This window comes from Paraburkholderia jirisanensis, from assembly GCF_054782355.1.
Genome location: NZ_BAAGSQ010000012.1, coordinates 290,235 through 308,086, shown reverse-complemented (window position 1 = coordinate 308,086; position 17,852 = coordinate 290,235). Strand labels below are relative to the sequence as shown.

At 63.9% G+C, this 17,852-nt stretch carries 17 protein-coding genes; 9 read left to right on the top strand and 8 right to left on the bottom strand.

Translation table 11 applies throughout. The features are described from left to right. Positions 1-2 precede the first annotated feature (2 nt). Positions 3-2,501: an FUSC family protein gene (locus ACYVNQ_RS08060; protein WP_460901962.1), complete on the bottom strand. Its 2,499-nt coding sequence runs from the start codon at positions 2,499-2,501 to the stop codon at positions 3-5. A gap of 237 nt (positions 2,502-2,738) precedes the next feature. On the opposite strand from ACYVNQ_RS08060, the gene arfB reads away from it, so the two are divergent. Then, positions 2,739-3,146, top strand: coding sequence for an alternative ribosome rescue aminoacyl-tRNA hydrolase ArfB (arfB, locus tag ACYVNQ_RS08055; RefSeq protein ID WP_460901961.1), 408 nt, complete (start codon positions 2,739-2,741; stop codon positions 3,144-3,146). A gap of 52 nt (positions 3,147-3,198) precedes the next feature. Here arfB and ACYVNQ_RS08050 read toward each other — a convergent pair whose 3' ends face one another. Continuing rightward, positions 3,199-4,473, bottom strand: coding sequence for an EAL domain-containing protein (locus tag ACYVNQ_RS08050; RefSeq protein ID WP_460901960.1), 1,275 nt, complete (start codon positions 4,471-4,473; stop codon positions 3,199-3,201). 322 nt (positions 4,474-4,795) lie between these two features. Here ACYVNQ_RS08050 and ACYVNQ_RS08045 point away from each other — a divergent pair, with 322 nt between their 5' ends. Beyond that, positions 4,796-5,086, top strand: a complete 291-nt coding sequence (locus ACYVNQ_RS08045; protein ID WP_460901959.1) for a putative quinol monooxygenase — start codon at positions 4,796-4,798, stop codon at positions 5,084-5,086. Positions 5,087-5,132: 46 nt separating this feature from the next. On the opposite strand, the gene ACYVNQ_RS08040 is transcribed toward ACYVNQ_RS08045, so the two are convergent. The 3 genes from ACYVNQ_RS08040 to ACYVNQ_RS08030 all read right to left on the bottom strand — a co-directional run bounded on the left by ACYVNQ_RS08040 (position 5,133) and on the right by ACYVNQ_RS08030 (position 6,888). Then, positions 5,133-5,390 carry a DNA-binding protein gene (locus tag ACYVNQ_RS08040; protein WP_133663663.1) on the bottom strand — a complete coding sequence of 86 codons (258 nt, stop codon included), beginning with the start codon at positions 5,388-5,390 and terminating at the stop codon, positions 5,133-5,135. A gap of 154 nt (positions 5,391-5,544) precedes the next feature. Further along, positions 5,545-5,784, bottom strand: coding sequence for a hypothetical protein (locus ACYVNQ_RS08035; RefSeq protein ID WP_460901958.1), 240 nt, complete (start codon positions 5,782-5,784; stop codon positions 5,545-5,547). A gap of 378 nt (positions 5,785-6,162) precedes the next feature. Further along, entirely contained in the window at positions 6,163-6,888 is a 726-nt protein-coding gene (locus ACYVNQ_RS08030; protein ID WP_460901957.1) for a YdcF family protein, read from the bottom strand. Between the two features lie 262 nt (positions 6,889-7,150). Here ACYVNQ_RS08030 and ACYVNQ_RS08025 point away from each other — a divergent pair, with 262 nt between their 5' ends. Beyond that, positions 7,151-7,453 carry a hypothetical protein gene (locus ACYVNQ_RS08025; RefSeq protein ID WP_460901956.1) on the top strand — a complete coding sequence of 101 codons (303 nt, stop codon included), beginning with the start codon at positions 7,151-7,153 and terminating at the stop codon, positions 7,451-7,453. 356 nt (positions 7,454-7,809) lie between these two features. Here ACYVNQ_RS08025 and ACYVNQ_RS08020 read toward each other — a convergent pair whose 3' ends face one another. Both ACYVNQ_RS08020 and ACYVNQ_RS08015 read right to left on the bottom strand, forming a co-directional pair. After that, on the bottom strand, positions 7,810-8,079 hold the full coding sequence (locus ACYVNQ_RS08020; protein ID WP_460901955.1) for a hypothetical protein: 270 nt from the start codon (positions 8,077-8,079) through the stop codon (positions 7,810-7,812). Positions 8,080-8,439: 360 nt separating this feature from the next. Next, complete coding sequence (locus ACYVNQ_RS08015; RefSeq protein WP_460901954.1) at positions 8,440-8,841, bottom strand: transposase; 402 nt, start codon at positions 8,839-8,841, stop codon at positions 8,440-8,442. Between the two features lie 409 nt (positions 8,842-9,250). Between ACYVNQ_RS08015 and ACYVNQ_RS08010 the strand changes: the two genes are divergently transcribed. From ACYVNQ_RS08010 to rluB, 4 genes are all read left to right on the top strand, one after another. Continuing rightward, positions 9,251-10,153 (top strand): LysR substrate-binding domain-containing protein, encoded by a 903-nt coding sequence (locus tag ACYVNQ_RS08010; protein ID WP_460901953.1) that lies wholly within the window; start codon positions 9,251-9,253, stop codon positions 10,151-10,153. Between the two features lie 185 nt (positions 10,154-10,338). After that, positions 10,339-11,550 carry a pyridoxal phosphate-dependent aminotransferase gene (locus ACYVNQ_RS08005; protein WP_460901952.1) on the top strand — a complete coding sequence of 404 codons (1,212 nt, stop codon included), beginning with the start codon at positions 10,339-10,341 and terminating at the stop codon, positions 11,548-11,550. Between the two features lie 389 nt (positions 11,551-11,939). Then, positions 11,940-13,364 (top strand): SMC-Scp complex subunit ScpB, encoded by a 1,425-nt coding sequence (scpB, locus tag ACYVNQ_RS08000; protein WP_460901951.1) that lies wholly within the window; start codon positions 11,940-11,942, stop codon positions 13,362-13,364. A gap of 63 nt (positions 13,365-13,427) precedes the next feature. Next, a complete protein-coding gene (gene rluB / locus ACYVNQ_RS07995) occupies positions 13,428-15,290 on the top strand; it encodes a 23S rRNA pseudouridine(2605) synthase RluB (RefSeq protein WP_460901950.1) in 1,863 nt (620 codons plus the stop codon). A 77-nt stretch (positions 15,291-15,367) separates the two neighbouring features. Here the strand turns inward: rluB and ACYVNQ_RS07990 are convergent, their stop codons facing one another. Then, positions 15,368-15,568, bottom strand: a complete 201-nt coding sequence (locus tag ACYVNQ_RS07990) for a hypothetical protein (protein WP_460901949.1) — start codon at positions 15,566-15,568, stop codon at positions 15,368-15,370. A gap of 349 nt (positions 15,569-15,917) precedes the next feature. Here ACYVNQ_RS07990 and rimP point away from each other — a divergent pair, with 349 nt between their 5' ends. Then, positions 15,918-16,376: a ribosome maturation factor RimP gene (gene rimP, locus ACYVNQ_RS07985; RefSeq protein ID WP_460901948.1), complete on the top strand. Its 459-nt coding sequence runs from the start codon at positions 15,918-15,920 to the stop codon at positions 16,374-16,376. After that, positions 16,373-17,848 (top strand): transcription termination factor NusA, encoded by a 1,476-nt coding sequence (gene nusA, locus ACYVNQ_RS07980; RefSeq protein ID WP_460901947.1) that lies wholly within the window; start codon positions 16,373-16,375, stop codon positions 17,846-17,848. The genes rimP and nusA overlap by 4 nt, the downstream gene beginning before the upstream one ends. Positions 17,849-17,852: the final 4 nt, after the last annotated feature.

Sequence of the window (17,852 nt, the reverse complement as noted above, 5' to 3'; positions counted from 1 at the left end):
TGTCAATTCTCCGGCAGCCGGATGACGCTTGCATCCTTACGTATCAGATAAGACGCCGCCAGCATCTGCTTGCATTGATGCGCGAGCTGCTTCAGCTCATTGAGCGCGTCGGCCTTGTCCTTGCTCTCCTGCGCTTTCTCGGCTTCGACGACCATCGTGTCAAGCTCGCGCGTCAACAGCTTGCTGATGTCAGCCTGATCGGTTGGCGGTGCGGTGCCGGCTTCGGCCAGCGACAGATTCTCGCGCACGATGCTTAACGCGCGCTGGAGCGGCTGCGGCGCCTTGCCGTCCGCCTGGATCAGCGAGCGCAGCAGCGGCGCGGCCACTGTGATTTCGGACGCCAGCACGTGGCTGCGCACCAGCAGATCGTTCAGTTCGGGAACGAACTTCTGCGCGGACTTCGGCTCGAGCATCATGCGCTGGAACGCCTGGCCGAGGTTCGCGAACGCGACATGCACGTTCTTGCGTGCGAGGCGGTAACGGTAGTCGCGATCGAGCGCGGTAGCGGCTGCCGCGGCGCCCGGTGACGGGCTCGCGGCGCGTGGCCCGGCGGCGCGCTGTGGTGCCGCTGCATCGCGCGCGGGAATCGCATTCGCGGTGGCCGCGGCGAGTGTGGCGACCAGCTCCGCCTGCCGGTTGTCGATGCCGTCGGTATCGTTGCCGCGGGTGGTGGTGGCGAGTTCGGGCGCGCGGCCGTTGGCGGCTGTCGCATCTGCCATCGCTACCGCCGACGCGCGCGCGCCCGCTTCGGTGACGGCCGCCGGCACCACGCCCGCGGTGGCCGGCTTACCACCCCACCACCAGCTTGCCTCGAGGAACTGGCGCGTGGCCGAGATCATGCTGTTCACGAGCGAGCCCATCAGCCGGTATTCCCAGTACGGAAACAGATGGCTCGCGGCAATCGCGATCGCGCCGCCCACCGCGGTGTCGATCGCGCGCTCGCCGATAATGCGCATGCTGCCCGGCGCAAGCAGATGGAACAGCAACAACACGTACGACGAAGTAAACACCACGCTCGCCGCATAGTTGAACAGCAACAGGCTGTAGCTCATCACCATCGAAGCGAACATCACGATGATCAGGATGTGCGGTTCCTTGACGAACATCATCAGCACGATGCTCGCCGCGCAGCCGATCAGCGTGCCGACGATACGCTGCCCGTTGCGCTGCTTGGTCAGCGAGTAGCCGGGCTTCAGGATGATGATGGTGGTCATCACGATCCAGTACGCATTGGTGAGCGGCAACAAACGCCCGAGCCAGAAGCCGATCGCGACCGCGAGCGTCACGCGCAGCGCATGCCGGAAGCTCGGCGAGGCCATGGTCAGGTTGGTGAAAATCTGCCGGAACGGCACACGCCGGCTCGACACGAAACGCGACAGCGCCTGGTCGACGCGCAACTCGGTTTCGGTGGCCGACGCTTCGTTGACAAGACTGTTGCGCATCCGGTCGATCAGCCGGGTTGCGCTCCACAGGCGCCGGAACGATTTGGACACGGCCGCGTAAGCGTCCGGGTTCTGCGTGGGCAGGCCCTGCTTGCGCATCTGTTCGAGCTCGTACTCGATCGCGCGCAGTTCAGCCTTCACGTTGATGCGCATGCGCGGCGCACGGTTTTGCAGCACCGCGAGGCCGATGTCCTCGAGATCGGCTGCCGCCTTGCGGATCAGATCGCGGTAGAAAATCAGCACGTCGGACCCGCCGAACGTATTGCGCACCAGCGGGTAATCGGTATGCGCGCCGACGAACAACTCGTGCAGGTCGACCGCATTGATGAACAGGTTGAACAGCGTAACGCGGTTCGGTTCGAGATGGCCGCTTTTCAGCTTTGGCAAGTTGCGCAGCACGATGTCGCGCGCGGCGTCCTGACGTTCGACTGCGGCGATCTGCTTCGTGACGAGATTGCGATAGCACTCGTCGAGGTTGTTATCCAGATCGAAGAAATCCGCCCGCGCGAGCAGATAGTCCGCGCAGGCGAACACGCTTTCGGCCAGCGCCTGCTGTTCGATCCGATGCATCATCCAGCGGCTCACCAGCGTGGACCAGTACGTGTACCACAGGCCGCCGAGCAGGATCCACGACGCGTTGACGAGCGCCTGCAGCGGCGTGAAATGCTCCTCGAGCGTGAGGGTCATCATGAACAGCGTGGCGAAGCTGATCTGCGGCCAGCGGTTGCCGTACACGACGATTAGCGACAGCACGAAGGTGAGCGGCACCACGGTGCACCACAGCGCAAACGGGTTGACCGTGGCGAGGCCGGTGGCAAGCGCGGACAAAAAGCCGATCACACTGCATGCGAGCATCTCGTTGTGCTTGTACTTCAGCGGCCCGGGCATGTCGACTGCGCATGCGCCGAGCGCGCCGGTGGCGATCGTGAAGCCCAGTTCGCGATCGTGAAACACCGTCAGGCACAGGATGGCCGGCAACGACACGCCGATTGCAATGCGCAGGCCGCCATAAAAATACTGGCTGTACAGAAACTTTTTTATTTCGACCGAATAGCGCATCGACGGACCGGACTCTCGTGCCTGGTGAGTGATTGAAGAACCGGGAAGCATGACAAAACCGCTGACGAGTCTAACTGATTTTGCCGTCGTTCTGACCTCGTCCGATCGGCCAGGTTTCGCGTGTCCGGACACGTTGTTATGCTGTCGCATCGTTTGTCGCACTGTCGGCGTGCGGGGTGCCGGGTCTGTGTGCGCTGGGTCTGTGTACACTGGCGTCCCATCGTTGCTGAGCCAATCATGAGCTGCCGCTATACCATTCCTCCAGGCGAAATCGAGTTGACTGCCGTGCGCGCGCAGGGCGCGGGCGGGCAAAACGTCAACAAGGTATCGAGCGCGATACATCTGCGCTTCGATGTGCATGCTTCTTCGCTGCCTGAAGTGTTGAAGATGCGTTTGCTGGCATTGTCCGATCACCGCATCACGCGCGAAGGTGTGGTGATCATCAAGGCGCAGCAGCACCGTACGCAGGAGATGAATCGTGCCGCGGCGCTAGCGCGGCTCGATGAACTGATCGACAGCGTCAGCGTGACGCGCAAGGCACGCGTCGCGACAAGGCCGACACGCGCGTCGAAGGAGCGCCGGCTCGACGGCAAGGCACGGCGCAGCGATACCAAGTCGGGGCGGCAGAGGGTAAGTGGGGAATGAGCGGGCAGCGAGTTGGGAGTGAACCTCGCAGCCTGCAAGCTTGCGCGTCGGTTTAACGTTCGGCGCCGCCGCGCTTGTGCGGCAGGAAGTCGACGCAAAACACATGCATCTGGCCATCCCGGTGCACCGCGACGGCAGCGGTGTAGCAGTCCTCGCCATCGGTCAGCGAGCAGTGCGGGCCCATCATTGCCACCCGGCCCGGTGCGGCGAGCGCGTGCTTGAAGTACTCGCGGCGCGACCAGTTATTGCGCGTATCGGGAAACAGCGGCGCGAGACGCGGTGACGGCGGTGGCGTATCGCATGCGGTGATCGACGGTTGCGTCTGCTCGCCGCGCTCGTTGAGCAGGAACACGCGGCGCGCGTCGGTGAGGCGGAACACCGGCTGCGCGGCCGCACGCAGATCGCCATTGGCCAGGTAGATTTGCGCGCCTGCCAGCACTGCTTCGGTGAAGCCTTCGAACTCGGGCCGCTCGTAGGGCGCATGGGTGCGTTCGAAGTCGGTAAAGCGCGCCCACATCTGCTCGATCAATTCCGGAATGCGTGCACTCGCGGTGTTGATCGAAGGCTTCGGCTGGCCGAACCAGAAACCCTGGACGAAATCGACATCGGCCTGCATCAGTGTCATCAGTTCGTCTTCGGTTTCGACGCCTTCGGCAAGCACCATCGTGCCGGACTGATGCAGCATCGTGATCAGATGATTGATCAACGCATTGTCGCCGTCGCGTCGACCGGCCCGCGCCACCAGCGAGCGGTCCAGTTTCACGATGTCGGGACGGAACCGCCATACGCGGTCGAAGTTCGAAAAGCCGGTGCCGAAGTCGTCGATCGCAATCAGGAAGTCGCGGGGTTGCGACGCGGCCAGCATGCTCGCTACCGCCGATTCGTCGTCAGCCGGCTGCTCGAGCACTTCGATCACGACGCGCTCCTGCGGCAAGCCGAAGTGCTGCGACAGTTCGTCGATGAACGGCCGTTGCGGCCAACCGGTTTCGAACACCTGGGGCCGTGTATTGAGGAACAGCCAGCCGGTGTCGATGCCCTGTTCCATGAAGTTGGCCACGTGCAGACAGCGCGCAAGCCGATCGAGTGCGCGCGCATCGGTGGTCGAGCGGGTGCCTGAAAACAGGACGGCGGGGGAGATCGGATGGCCGATCGGATCGGACGCGCGCAGCAGCGCTTCATAGCCGACCACACGCTGATGTGTAATCGACACGACCGGTTGAAACACACTGCGCAGGGTAATCGTGCGCCACGGCGCGGCCCAGCCGGTCTCTTCCAGCACCATGTGCTGCAGAAGGCCAGTGAGCGTCGTATCGTCGACGTTTGGCATGGCGTCTAAGTGTCCTATGCAGCGTGCGGCGCGTGGTCAGGCTGAGTGTCGGGATGGCCCCGGGGATGGCCGTCGAACGAAGCGCGCGGCGCGCGACAAGGCGCAGCGCGGAGTTCGCAATCGTGCCGGCCGGATTCGTACTAAGCCAGTTTGACGAAAGCAGTCTAACAGTTCGTATGCTACGCGAATGTTCGGGTTATCACAGACCCGCGGAAGAATTCCAGTCTGTCGAATGGCATGCGGTGAATCGGCTCGATACGCGCGGCGAGATTTTGTCGCGACAGGTATGCTGCTGATTTTGCACAAATCACGGAGGTCGGCAATGAGTGAAATCGCAGTGGTCGCTATCTCGGTTGCAAAGCCGGGTTTCGAAGAGCAATTGCGTGCACAACTCGAAGGCATCGTCGGGCCGTCGCGCAAAGAGCACGGCGCACTGCAATACGATTTGCATCGCGATCTGCGCGAGCCGCGCCGCTTCGTTTTCTATGAACGCTGGGAAAGTGAAAAAGCGCTTGCCGCGCACGCCAAATCCGCGCACATCGCCGTGTATCGGGCGGCCGTGGCGGAGTGGCTCGAGCACTCGGAGATTCGCGTGCTCAACAAGATTGTCTGATCGACCCGGCGCGACGCGCGGCACGCAACACGCGCGCCGTTGCGCGTCAATGCGTAGCTTGCGGGACGTCGAGAATAAGGATGATGGTCCAGTCGGCATCGCCTTCATGATGATACTGGCGCTCTGCGACGATGAACGGCTGTTGTTTGCCGGCCGGGCCGAGGAATAGCACGTCGCCTTCCATCGGCAGGCATTCGACCGGCGGCAATGCGAGGAACGCTTCCTGATTGCCGCGCGGCATCAGCTTTTCGATCTTGCGAGATGCCGCTTCGGTCCATTCGATATCGAGCTGGATGTTGCTCATGCTTGGTCTCCGCACCACAGGTGCGCATGGGTTGAGTTGGAGTCAGGTGCGCGACTTTAGCACACCGTCTACTGGCGCCTGAGCGTACCTGAAAGCAATGCAAAAGGCCGGAACCGTCGGCGACGGTTCCGGCCCTGGACCCTGCGTGTTGCGCTTATTGACTCTCGCCGGACTCGCCTTTCTTCTTGTGATGCATTTGTCCTTTGTGATGGCGCGGCGCCGGCGTGCTCGGCATCGCTTGCTGACGCGATTGCAAATCCTGCGCGCGTTGTTCGATGTCCGCGGCTTTCGATGGGTCGGTGCTCATCGTAATGCCGCTATTGTCGGTTTGCGCGTAAGCCGCGCTGGTCAATGCCGTAAAGGAAACCAGGACTGCGAGGGACACTTTCTTCATCGCGACCTCCGGAGAGAGTGGTTATGGACCCAGGTGTGGCCTGTCCAACTGGAAAGACAGTGCATTCTATCCAGCAATGTCCGCTCCAGCAGGCGAGGTGTAACAGAATTCACAGACCGTTACGTTTGGTTACAATAGCTCGGCGTAGCGGCAAACGCCCGTCCATACACCTTTTCGGCCGCGCACGATTCGTGCCGCGTGTTAAGGTTTAATCTGCTGAAAGGTAAAAATGGGCGATCGTGGGTGACGAATCGCGCACGCGGCTGGCAGGGATGTTAAGGGTCGTTCGCATAAACGCCGCATAAATTGAATCGGATCGCTAAGCAAAATTTTATCGAGACATTTACGCGTTTCGCGCTAGTGTCGATTTTCAACATGTCAAAACCAGCCGAGCGCGCGATACACGTGAAATTGTGCAATGCCGATTAATTCGTGAAGTGCGAGTTCGGCGCCGGCGAGATTGTCGAGGCGCGGCAGCACGCCGCGCCGTGCGTGACGTGTATTCGCTATCGCAGGCTGCGGCGCAAGGCCGAACAGGTGGAAGTCGAGCAGCGCGCGCGGCATATGGTATGCAGAGGTGACGAGCATCAACGAATCGTAATATCCGTGCGGCAGAATGGCCGCTACGTTGCGCGCATTTTCGTAGGTATTGAGGCTGCGGTTCTCGAGAATGACGTCAGTACGTGCGACGCGCTCGCCGAGCAGCCATGGCAGGTACGTGTCGGCTTCCGTCGCTTCGTGTCGCTGCGGATTACCGCCGCTGACGATCACCGTACACACCGCGGCCGTGCGCTTGCATTGCGCGTACAGTTGGGCGCTTTTGTCGATGCGCGCGCGTGCGTCGCGCTTCGGGATCAGGGTGCCGTCGTCGTCGTATTCGGTGCCGCCGCCCAGCAGAATGATCGCGGTGCGCGGCGCGAAGGCGACCGTGACGCTGCTGCCCGGTGCGCCCGGCGGCTGCGCCTTCGCCAGCAGCGGCGCGGCGAGCCAGCCGGCCGCGAGGAGCCAGAACAGCAGTGCCGCGCCGATCGCAATAGCGGCGCGAGCGCGCCTCATCAGCAGAAATGCTGCTAAAAAAAGCGCCAATAAAGTGAAAAGAATCAATTTGATTGGGGTAACGTAATGGTTTCGGAACCTCGGGTTCCGAAGCAGTCGCAAGGGCGGGATCGCGCCGCAACGGCAGCATCACCGCAACGCGAGGTGGGACGTTACCATGCCGGTCAACGGGGTCCGGAATAAATAAACCGCGGCCGGTGCAAGGGCTGCGAGGCGCGCGACACGCTTGACGTGTTTCGTCAGCGTCGCTAGGTGGTAGGCCAGGTGTCGCGCAATATGTGTCATGGCTGCACTTTAAGAAAGAAGTGAGATGACCACTTATTCCAACGAAGCCGTACTTGAAGCGCTGCGGCGGGCGCAATATCGCCAGGTACCGTGGGCTAAACGCCCGGGCGTATTCGAATATCTGCGTGCTCTCGGCATGATGGACACGGTACGACAGCGTACTGTTGCGCCCGCTCCGGGCTTTCATGCTCCCGTCGACATCGCTGTGCTGACCGAGCTCGGCCGGGCCGAGTTTGCGCGGCTCGCGCGTGACGAACAAACGATGGACTGGAGTAATCGCCGGATGAGCGATTACGTTGTCGCGCGCCCGCGTGCGGCTGTGATGTAGCGACGCATTCCGGCTAGTTCCCCGACGCCTGGATTCCTGCGCCGGCCCGTGCCACACGGCGATTGCGCCGAGCGGCGGCGCGAGCGTCCATTGTGCTTCGTGCTTTATGCCGATTCGATGCGCGTGCCCGAACCCGCCATGGCACGCGGTGCCATACCTGCACTGGCGCATGCCCGCAGCCGCTCTGACGAGCGGCAAAAAAAAGCCCGTATCACGAGGATACGGGCGTACCGGATACTTCTGCCACGCTGTGCTTATGGCAAGGAATCAGACTGGCGCAACGAGCGGTGGTTCCCAGCTTCGTCAAAGCGCAAGCCAATCGACATCGACCCCAAGCCAACGTATCGCAAGCGGCGTCACGGATGCGTTTGCTGGGGGCGGCGGCGCGCACCGTCGCCACGCTGTGCTTCGGGGCGCGCGCGCACATTGCTCGCGATGTCGCCGCGCAAGTCACCGCGCGGCGCTGGCGGCGTGAACTCGTGGTTACGCGTTTCAGCCTGCTGCCACGCCTCTACTGTGGCGGGCTGGTCAGGCTTCCAGTTCCAGCCTTGCGGCCGTTGTTGGGCTACGCAAGGCGCGGCAAGCGCAGAAACGACAATGCCGCACAGAAGCAACATTGATCGCATGTGAGAGGGCTCCCGTCAGGCCGTGGAGGTACCGACTGGTTGGCATACCTGTACCGTATGCCTGCCTGAGAAAGCATGCTGTAAATAATAGTAAATGGATGTTTCATCCCCGGGCGTGGCGCCAGGCTGGCTGGCGCACCTTGGCGCGTGCGTCGACGTGGGGATCGGGCGCCTGCTGGCGAACTGCATCGCAATGCGGGCACGGGTGCGCAGAGGAATCTATCGGCCGGGATGGCTCGACGATGCGCATTGCATTTCGGCGACGGGGCTGGCTGATGTCGCCACGCGGCGCGACATCCGATTTACGCAGATACAAATCGGGCGCCGACAGGCGCCCGCGGTCGGATCAACTGGCTGCGCTCAAGCCATCTTGACCGGCGCGCGCCACGATTCCGGATTGGTCCAGAACGCGCCGCGCAGACGGTCGCGGCTGGGCGGTGCAGGCGGCTTGGCGGCGGTGGCGCCGATCCGGCCGCGCAGCGAGATCTGCCGGCCGCTGGTGCCGAGCCGTTTGACTACTTCGGCAAGCGTGCCGTCGGATTGCCACTCGTCGAAGCGGCGGCGGCAGGTCGGCGGCGACGGATAGCGGCCCGGCAGCTTGGACCAGCCTTCGCCCGTCGACAGAACCCACAGCACTGCGTTGACGACAGCGCGCGCTTCCACTCGGGGCCGCCCGCGGCGTTCGCTCCGTGCCGGCTCCGCACAGAACAACGCTTCGACCAGGGCCCACTCGTTGTCTTTCAAATCGTCGAACAGCATCATGTTTCACCTCAGCGAAGCTAACTCCGGTGCGCTGCCCCGCGCCGCGCACTCTCGATGCACTCGAAACGAGTGCCAGGCGGGGGTCGGGCTTGCCGCGGCGGGCATCCGGGTGAACCGGATTCGGCGCCGACCCTTGTGTCAATCGCAACGCATGAAGTGTGCCAATGGGTCGGTTAACGCCTTGAAGCCCCGTGCTAACAGGCCGACACGGGGGCTAGCCAGGCCCGTATGAGAATCCAAAAAGCCCCCGACGGAAATCAGGACTATCACCAATCTTGTGCAATGAAGCCCGCCTGCCGTGCGTTTGCGCCTTATTTTTGAGACGTAGCGAAAGAGGGCACAATGGCTGTCCAGCAGCCGCAAACCTCATACAATGCGCATCAAATACTCGCATTGATGAGGTAGCCAAATGAATGTGACGCTGCGGCAGCTGCGCGTCTTCATCGAAGTCGCGCGGTTGCAGAGCTTCAGCCGCGCCGGCGATGAGATCGGCCTGACCCAGTCGGCGGTAAGCCGTTGCGTGCGCGAACTGGAGGCGGAACTTGGCTTGAAACTGGTCGACCGGACCACCCGCGAGGTGCAACTGACCGACGTCGGCGGCAACCTCGTCGCGAGCGTGTCACGCCTGTTGACCGATCTGGACGACGCACTGCGCGAAATCCGCGAAATCGGCGAGCAGCGGCGCGGGCGCGTGGTGGTGGCGGCGAGTCCGACGATCGCGTGCCGGCTGATGCCGCAGGTGATTGCCGCGTGCGGGCGGCAGTTTCCGTATATCACGCTGGGTTTGCGCGACGACGTGCAAAGCGACGTGGTGCGCAAGGTGAAGTCCGGCGAGGTGGATTTCGGCGTGGTGGTCGGGCCGATTGCCGCCGACGACCTGTTCATGGTGCCGCTGATGACCGACTCGTTTTGCCTCGTGTCGCGCGCCGATCATCCGCTGGCTGCGCGCAAGCAGGTCGAGTGGAAGGCGCTGGAAGGGCAGCGGCTGGTGATGCTGGATCAGGCGTCGGGCAGCCGGCCGATCATCGATGCGGCGCTCGATGCGCATCACGTACGGGTCGACGTGGTGCAGGAGCTGGGACATCCGGCCACCGTGTATGGGCTCGTCGAGGCGGGTATCGGCGTGAGCGTGCTGCCGTGGCTGGCGCTGCCGCTGCCGGCCGACGCCACGCTCGTCGCGCGGCCGTTGACGCCGCGCGCGGAACGCACGGTCGAACTGGTCCGGCGCCGCGACCGCTCGCTGTCGCCGGCGGCCGAGTCGGTATGGAGCCTGATCACGCAGGTTCCGGCGCGCACCGAAGACCTGCTTTGAATTGGTGCGGCCGGTGCCCGGGCGGGCTGAACCGGTGCGGCGGGTTGGTCCCGCGCTCAAGGCCCGCCCAGCGCAACGGGCGGGCGTCGACAGGGCAGCGCGAATTTCGACGCAGCATGCCGCCTGAGCAGGCTGCGGCACACGCTAAACTGTTGCCTTTCGACGACTTTGTCAGGATGCCTTCGATGAGCGAAACGGGCCGGTCTGGTGTGTTCCTGCCGAATGCGCGTGACGCGGTTCGTGCGCTGCGGCCCTCGCAGATTCGCGAAGTGGCGAACGCAGGTCTTGGCGTGGCGGACGTACTGCCGTTCTGGTTCGGCGAATCCGACCGCGTGACGCCGCCATTCATCCGCGATGCCGCGAGCGAAGCGCTTGCGGCCGGCGCAACTTTCTATACGCACAATCTCGGCATCGCACCGTTGCGTGCCGCGCTTGCCGATTATGTGAGCGGCCTGCACGGCGCAACCGCGGTCGAACACATCGCGGTGACGAGTGCCGGCGTGAACGCGCTGATGCTGGCCGCGCAACTGGTGGTCGGCGCCGGCGACCGGGTCGTCGCGGTCACGCCGCTGTGGCCGAATCTCGTCGAGATTCCGAAAATTCTCGGCGCGCAGGTGGAAACCGTCGCGCTCGAATATCGTGCGAACGGCTGGGCGCTCGATCTCGACCATCTGCTGGCGGTCTTGACGCCCGACACGAAGCTGCTGATGGTCAATTCGCCCAACAATCCCACCGGCTGGGTGATGACGCGCGACGAGCAGCGCGCGGTGCTCGAGCATTGCCGCCGTCACGGCATCTGGATCGTCGCGGACGAAGTGTACGAGCGGCTTTACTACGGCGGCCCGCAGCAGGACGCTGCGCGCAGTGCGCCGTCGTTGCTCGATCTCGCGGCGCGCGACGAGCGCGTGATCTGCGTCAATTCCTTTTCGAAGGCCTGGCTGATGACCGGCTGGCGGCTCGGCTGGATCGTCGCGCCGGCTGCGCTGATGGACGATCTCGGCAAGCTGGTCGAATACAACACGTCGTGCGCGCCGGCCTTCGTACAACAGGCGGGCGTGGCCGCGGTACGGCACGGCGAGGCGTTCACGCAACAGCTGATCGGCGAGCTGAAGGCCTCGCGCGATCATCTGGTGCAGGCGTTGTCGACGCTGCCGGGCGTCGATGTGAAGGCGCCGCCCGGCGCGATGTATCTGTTCTTCGCGCTGCCGGGCGCGGCGGCGGGCAGTCTCGAGTTGTGCAAGGCGCTGGTGCGCGAAGTGGGGCTCGGTCTTGCGCCAGGCAGCGCCTTCGGCCCGGAGGGCGAGGGTTTCGTGCGCTGGTGCTACGCGTGTGATCCGGCGCGCCTCGATGAAGGCGTCGCGCGCCTGCGCCGCTTTATTGGGCGGCATGCGCAATGAGTCGCTCGCGGGGCGCTTGCTGCTGCACAGGCGCCCGCTCTGTAGCGCAAGGCGCTGCGACAGGCTGTCGCTCAGTGCATTCTTAACGTTTCTGATCGAAAACGCGTGAAGCTTCCGCGATTCAGCGCTACCGCGCACAAGTGGGTCCGGCCTCGCTTTACGCACGGAATGTTTTTGCGTAATATGGCAGCCAGTCACGCGACTCCTTCCCGGAATATCGCTGTTTCGTCGTCCGGCTGGGATGGCCCGAAAGCCTTTCATGCCTCCCCCCGGTGCGTGCTCCCATCAATATGACCGATCAAAATCGGGCGAGCGCGTCTTCTGTTCTACATCGTCTGCTTGTCGTCTGTTTGATCCGGTTCTTTGACCACAGGGTCTGACCTAGCTGCATGAATACCCAAGAGGCGAAGATCGTCCTCGAGACCGCATTGATCTGCGCGCAGGAGCCATTAAAGCTTGGTGAGTTGCGTAAGCTCTTTGCCGACAACGTGTCGGCTGATACGGTTCGCACGTTGCTTGAAGATCTGAAGCACGACTGGTCGGGACGCGGCGTTGAACTGGTCGCGCTCGCGTCTGGCTGGCGTTTTCAGAGCAAGCCGGCAATGCGCTCGTATCTGGATAGATTGCATCCGGAGAAACCGCCCAAGTATTCGCGCGCCGTGCTCGAGACGCTTGCGATCATTGCGTACCGGCAACCGGTCACGCGCGGCGATATCGAAGAGATTCGCGGCGTGACGGTGAATACGCAGGTGGTCAAGCAGCTCGAAGATCGTGGCTGGATCGAAGTGATCGGGCATCGCGACGTGCCGGGACGCCCGGCGCTGTATGCGACCACCCGGCCGTTTCTCGACGACCTCGGGCTGAAAGCGCTCGACGAACTGCCGCCGCTGGATGATCCATCGGCGCAGGCGAACATCGATCTGCTCGCGCAGCACTCGATCGAGTTTGCGGACGGGGAAGGTGGGACGGCGGCTGGTGCCGGTGCGGCTGGGCATGAGGGGCTAGCGTCGAACCATGTTGAAAGTGCGCCAGCCGATGCAGACGAAGCCGCGCCTGATGCCACATCGGCATTGGCGGCTGGCCTGGCAGTAGCGCCGGACACGGCAACCGGTTTGCAATCGCGCGAGGCGGAGCAAGGTGAAGCAGGCTCGGCGTTTGCGCAGCAGCACGGGGCGGGCGATGCGGATTCGACGTCGACGAGCGTAACGGAGGTAACGGAGCAGGCGCAGACCGGCGCCTTTGCCGATGCGCAGACGTCCGCGGCGAAGCACGCGCACGACGAGTCCGATGGCGGCGTGCCGGCTCAGGCGGATGCCGGCGTCGACTCCGAAGCAGTGGCCGATGCAGCGCACCCGGAACACCTTGCGTACGAGCGCTCTGACGACGAGCCCAGTGCATTACCGGCGACGCCAGCAACAACGCAAGCGGCCGACGAAACAGCGCCGGCACGCGGGAACGCAGCCGCTGCGCAAGAAGAACCAGCAGTTGCAAAGAATATGACCGGAGACGACGAACCTGCACCTACAGTGCAAGCGTCGTCATCCGAACCCGCTGCGCACGAGCCTGAACCGCACGTCGCAGCGAACGCGCAACACGAGCCCCACGCGGGTGCCGCCGGACTGGATCACGAGCCCGGCGCCCAGCCGGGTCTCGCCCCAGCCGCACGCGAGCCGGACGCACTTCGCGCCGACGCGGAGCAGGCGGCCGAGCCGCACTCGACACAGGCGGCGCACGACGGTTCAGAAGACCGTCGCGATGCCGCTCAGGATGATGGCGTGATGACGGACGACGAACCCGAATCGCGCAGCGCCTGACATAAACCGAACCGATGCCGCGTCCGCAATGGGCGCGCGCCACCAGACTTTTTTGAGGTTGTTTTGACAGACATCCACGACACCGATTCGTCTGAATCCGAGCGCGCCGTGCGTGCCGCGCCTGTGGAAGACGCGCGCACCGCGCCCGCCGCGAATGGGGCCGAACGCGCGAGCGACGCGCCTGAAACCGAAGGCGACGAGCGCCCACGCCGCGGTTTGCGCCGCGGCCCGCGCAGCCTGATCGCGCGGCGTCGCGCCGGCGCGAAGGGCAAGCCGGCCGGCGCTGAAGGCGCCGCCGCACAGCCGGCACCGGCTGTGCCGGAAGCGCCTCCGGACGGCGAAGTCGTCGCGCAGGTGCGCATGCCCCGCAAGGATGCGGGCGCGAAGACGCAAGGCGGGCGCCGCAACGGCGCGAAGCGCGACGATGGCCAGGCGGCGCAACCGCGCGACGGCCGGCCGCGCCAGAATCGCCGCGGCGGCGACGACAAGGCGCCGCAGGGTGGTGCGCAGAACGCCGCGCCAAGCCCCGCTCAACAGGATGACCTGTTCTCTTATGTAAGTTCTCCGGCATTCGACGCCGACAACGACGCCGGCGGTGCGCAGGGCGGCGGTGTACGCGCCCCGATGTTGCGCCGCGGCCGTCCGGCCGCGCCCAAGCGCGTGCTGTCGCCGGACGACGACGCGCCGAAGCTGCACAAGGTGCTCGCCGAAGCCGGCATGGGCTCGCGCCGCGAGATGGAAGAGCTGATCGTCGCCGGCCGCGTGTCGGTGAACGGCGAGCCGGCACACATCGGCCAGCGCATCATGCCGACCGATCTGGTGCGCATCAACGGCAAGCCGATCAAGCGCAAATTGGCCAACAAGCCGCCACGCGTGCTGCTGTATCACAAGCCGACTGGTGAGATCGTCAGCCATGCGGATCCGGAAGGCCGCCCGTCGGTATTCGACAAGCTGCCGCCGATGAAGACCGCCAAGTGGCTCGCGGTCGGTCGTCTCGACTTCAACACCGAAGGTCTGCTGATGCTGACGACCTCCGGCGATCTGGCCAACCGCTTTATGCACCCGCGCTATAGCGTCGAGCGCGAATATGCGGTGCGGGTGGTCGGCGAGCTGGCCGAAGGGATGCGCCAGAAGCTCCTGTCCGGCGTCGAGCTGGACGACGGCCCAGCAAATTTTCTGCGCATTCGCGACGGCGGCGGCGAGGGCACCAATCACTGGTATCACGTCGCGTTGGCCGAAGGGCGCAACCGCGAAGTGCGGCGCATGTTCGAAGCAGCTGGCCTGATGGTGAGCCGGCTGATCCGCACGCGGCATGGCCCGATCACGTTGCCGCGCGGCCTGAAGCGCGGCCGCTGGGAAGAACTCGAAGAAAACGACGTGCGCAGCCTGCTGGCATCGGTCGGGCTGAAGGCGCCGGCTGAAGAGAAGGGCGCCCGCAATGCGGCGCCGGAGCGGCGTCAGCCGGACCCGATGCAGACGTCGATGGGCTTTATCAACCGTGAGCCGGTGCTGATGTCGCATGGCCGTTTCGACTCGCAGCCGCGCGGCGGCGCGGGCGGTGGCGGCCGGCGCGGCGCGGCGGGCGGCAGTGCGTTCAACGCGCTGAACGGCGGGCTGGGCGGCGGTCCCGGCGGCCGCAACGGCAATCGCACGGACAGCCGGCGCAGCAACAGCGGCGGCGGTAGCAACGGCACCAATGGCCGCGGCGCACGCGACGGCCGCGAGGTCGACGGCAACCGTGCGCCGACCAGTGGCGGCAATCGTGCGCCGACCGGCGGCGGCGGTCGGCCGGGCGGTGGCAATCGCATGCAGGCGGGTAATCGCGGCAATGCAAACCGCGGCGGCAGTGGCGGCGGCGGTGGCGGCAATCCGAACGCTGGTGGCGGCAATAATCGCGCCCCGCGCGGCCGCACGCGCGGTCGCTAGGCGCAGGCACCACCAGGGCGCACGCGGCGGCAGGTGCTACACAAACTGCCGTCGGCCCATGCGTAACCCGCGCGGCGTCAGATGCGCCGCCGCGGCTTGAGAACGCAGCGGCGCGCAATCAGGTGGCAGATCATGCGCTCCGCGCGTGGCAGGCGGGGTGTCGATACGCGATCCGAAGCGCCAACCTCGCACCCCAACGCGATGCCGACCTGAAAGCCAATTGCGCCCTTGCCGCGATCCTCGACATCGAAGCACTCAAACGCGGGCTTTTGCAGCAAGGATTGGCGCCAAATCGCGCGCGAATGCGCGGGTCCCGCGCGTCGGGTGGTTTGCGTTTGGGCCGAAAAATGGCTACAATCACAAAGTCGCTGGGCGTGCGGTTGGTAAGAAGTTCTTCGCGTGCGGCTCAGGTGCGACCACCGGCAATAAGATGATGGGCGTTTCGCCCATTTTTTTTTGCCGCGCAGGTTCGAATACGGCGAGCTTTTACGGCTCGCTCGCTATATCGGCAGCGGGGTTCGGCATCTTGAGTGGCACGGGCACCGTGCGCCGGCCTGGCGCGCAGCCCGCAGGTGTTCCGATGGCAACCCGGCACAGGCTCGCCGCGCGAACATCTTAGAGGGCACTGTGCAACTGACGGAACTGATTGAAACGACGGTCGTGGGTCTCGGCTACGAGCTGGTCGATCTCGAGCGCACCGGGCGCGGCATGATGACCATCTATATCGACCAGCCTGCCGGCATCGCGATCGAAGACTGTGAAAAAGTCACGCGTCAGCTCCAGCACGTTCTGACGGTCGAGAATATCGATTACGAACGGCTCGAAGTGTCGTCGCCTGGCCTCGATAGGCCGCTCAAGAAACTGGCAGACTTCGAGCGCTTCGCAGGCAGCGAAGCGGTGATCACGTTGAAAAAGCCATTAGACGGTCGGAAATCGTACCGCGGCATTCTGCATGCCCCGCAGGGCGAGACGATCGGTCTTGAATTTGAAGGGAAGGAAGGCGCCGCGTTGCTGGATTTCACGCTCGCGGATATCGATAAAGCACGCCTTGTTCCGAAAGTTGACTTTAGGAGCCGCAAACAATGAGTCGCGAAGTGTTGATGCTGGTGGATGCGCTGGCACGCGAGAAAAACGTCGACAAGGACGTGGTATTTGCCGCGCTCGAAGCGGCGCTCGCGTCGGCATCCAAGAAACTCTTCGACGAGGATGCGGACATCCGCGTCCAGATAGACCGTGAAAGCGGCGAGCACGAAACTTTCCGGCGCTGGCGTGTCGTGCCGGATGAAGCGGGCCTGCAAGAGCCGGATCAGGAAATCCTGCTATTCGAAGCGCGCGAGCAGAAAGCCGATGCGCAGATCGACGATTTTCTGGAAGAGCCGGTGCCGTCGATCGAATTCGGTCGGATCGGCGCACAGGCCGCCAAGCAGGTGATCCTGCAGAAGGTGCGCGACGCGGAACGCGAGCAGATCCTGAACGACTTCCTCGAGCGCGGCGAAAGCATCATGACCGGTACGGTCAAGCGTCTCGACAAGGGCAATTTCATCGTCGAATCGGGTCGCGTCGAAGCGCTGCTGCGCCGCGACCAGCTGATCCCGAAAGAAAACCTGCGCGTGGGCGACCGCGTGCGCGCCTACATCGGCAAGGTCGATCGCACCGCGCGCGGCCCGCAGATCGAGCTGTCGCGTACCGCGCCCGAATTCCTGATGAAGCTGTTCGAGATGGAAGTGCCGGAAATCGAGCAAGGTTTGCTCGAGATCAAGGCCGCCGCTCGCGATCCGGGCGTGCGCGCGAAGATCGGCGTGGTCGCCTATGACAAACGCATCGATCCGATCGGTACATGCGTTGGCATTCGCGGCTCGCGCGTGCAGGCAGTGCGTAACGAGCTCGGTGGCGAAAACGTCGACATCGTGCTATGGTCGGAAGATCCCGCCCAGTTTGTAATCGGCGCGCTCGCGCCGGCAGCCGTCCAGTCGATCGTCGTTGACGAAGAAAAGCATGCGATGGACGTCGTCGTCGACGAAAACGAGCTGGCGGTCGCTATCGGCCGCAGCGGCCAGAACGTGCGTCTTGCCAGCGAATTGACCGGCTGGCAGATCAACATCATGACGCCGGACGAGTCCGCCCAGAAGCAGAATCAGGAACGCGGTATCCTGCGCGACCTGTTCATGGCGCGTCTCGATGTCGACGAAGAAGTAGCCGACATCCTGATCGACGAAGGCTTCACGAGCCTCGAAGAAATCGCCTACGTCCCGCTGAACGAGATGCTCGAGATTGAAGCGTTCGACGAGGACACGGTGCACGAATTGCGCAACCGCGCGCGCGACGCGCTGCTGACGATGGCGATTGCTAACGAGGAGAAGGTCGAGGGTGTTGCGCTCGATCTGAAAAGTCTCGACGGCATGAGCCCGGAATTGTTTGCGACGCTCGGCGAAAAGCAGATTCACACGCGTGACGATCTGGCCGAGCTGGCAGTAGATGAATTGGTCGAAATGACCGGAATTGAAGAGGACGCCGCCAAGGCGTTGATTATGAAGGCCCGTGAACACTGGTTTGAGTGACGAC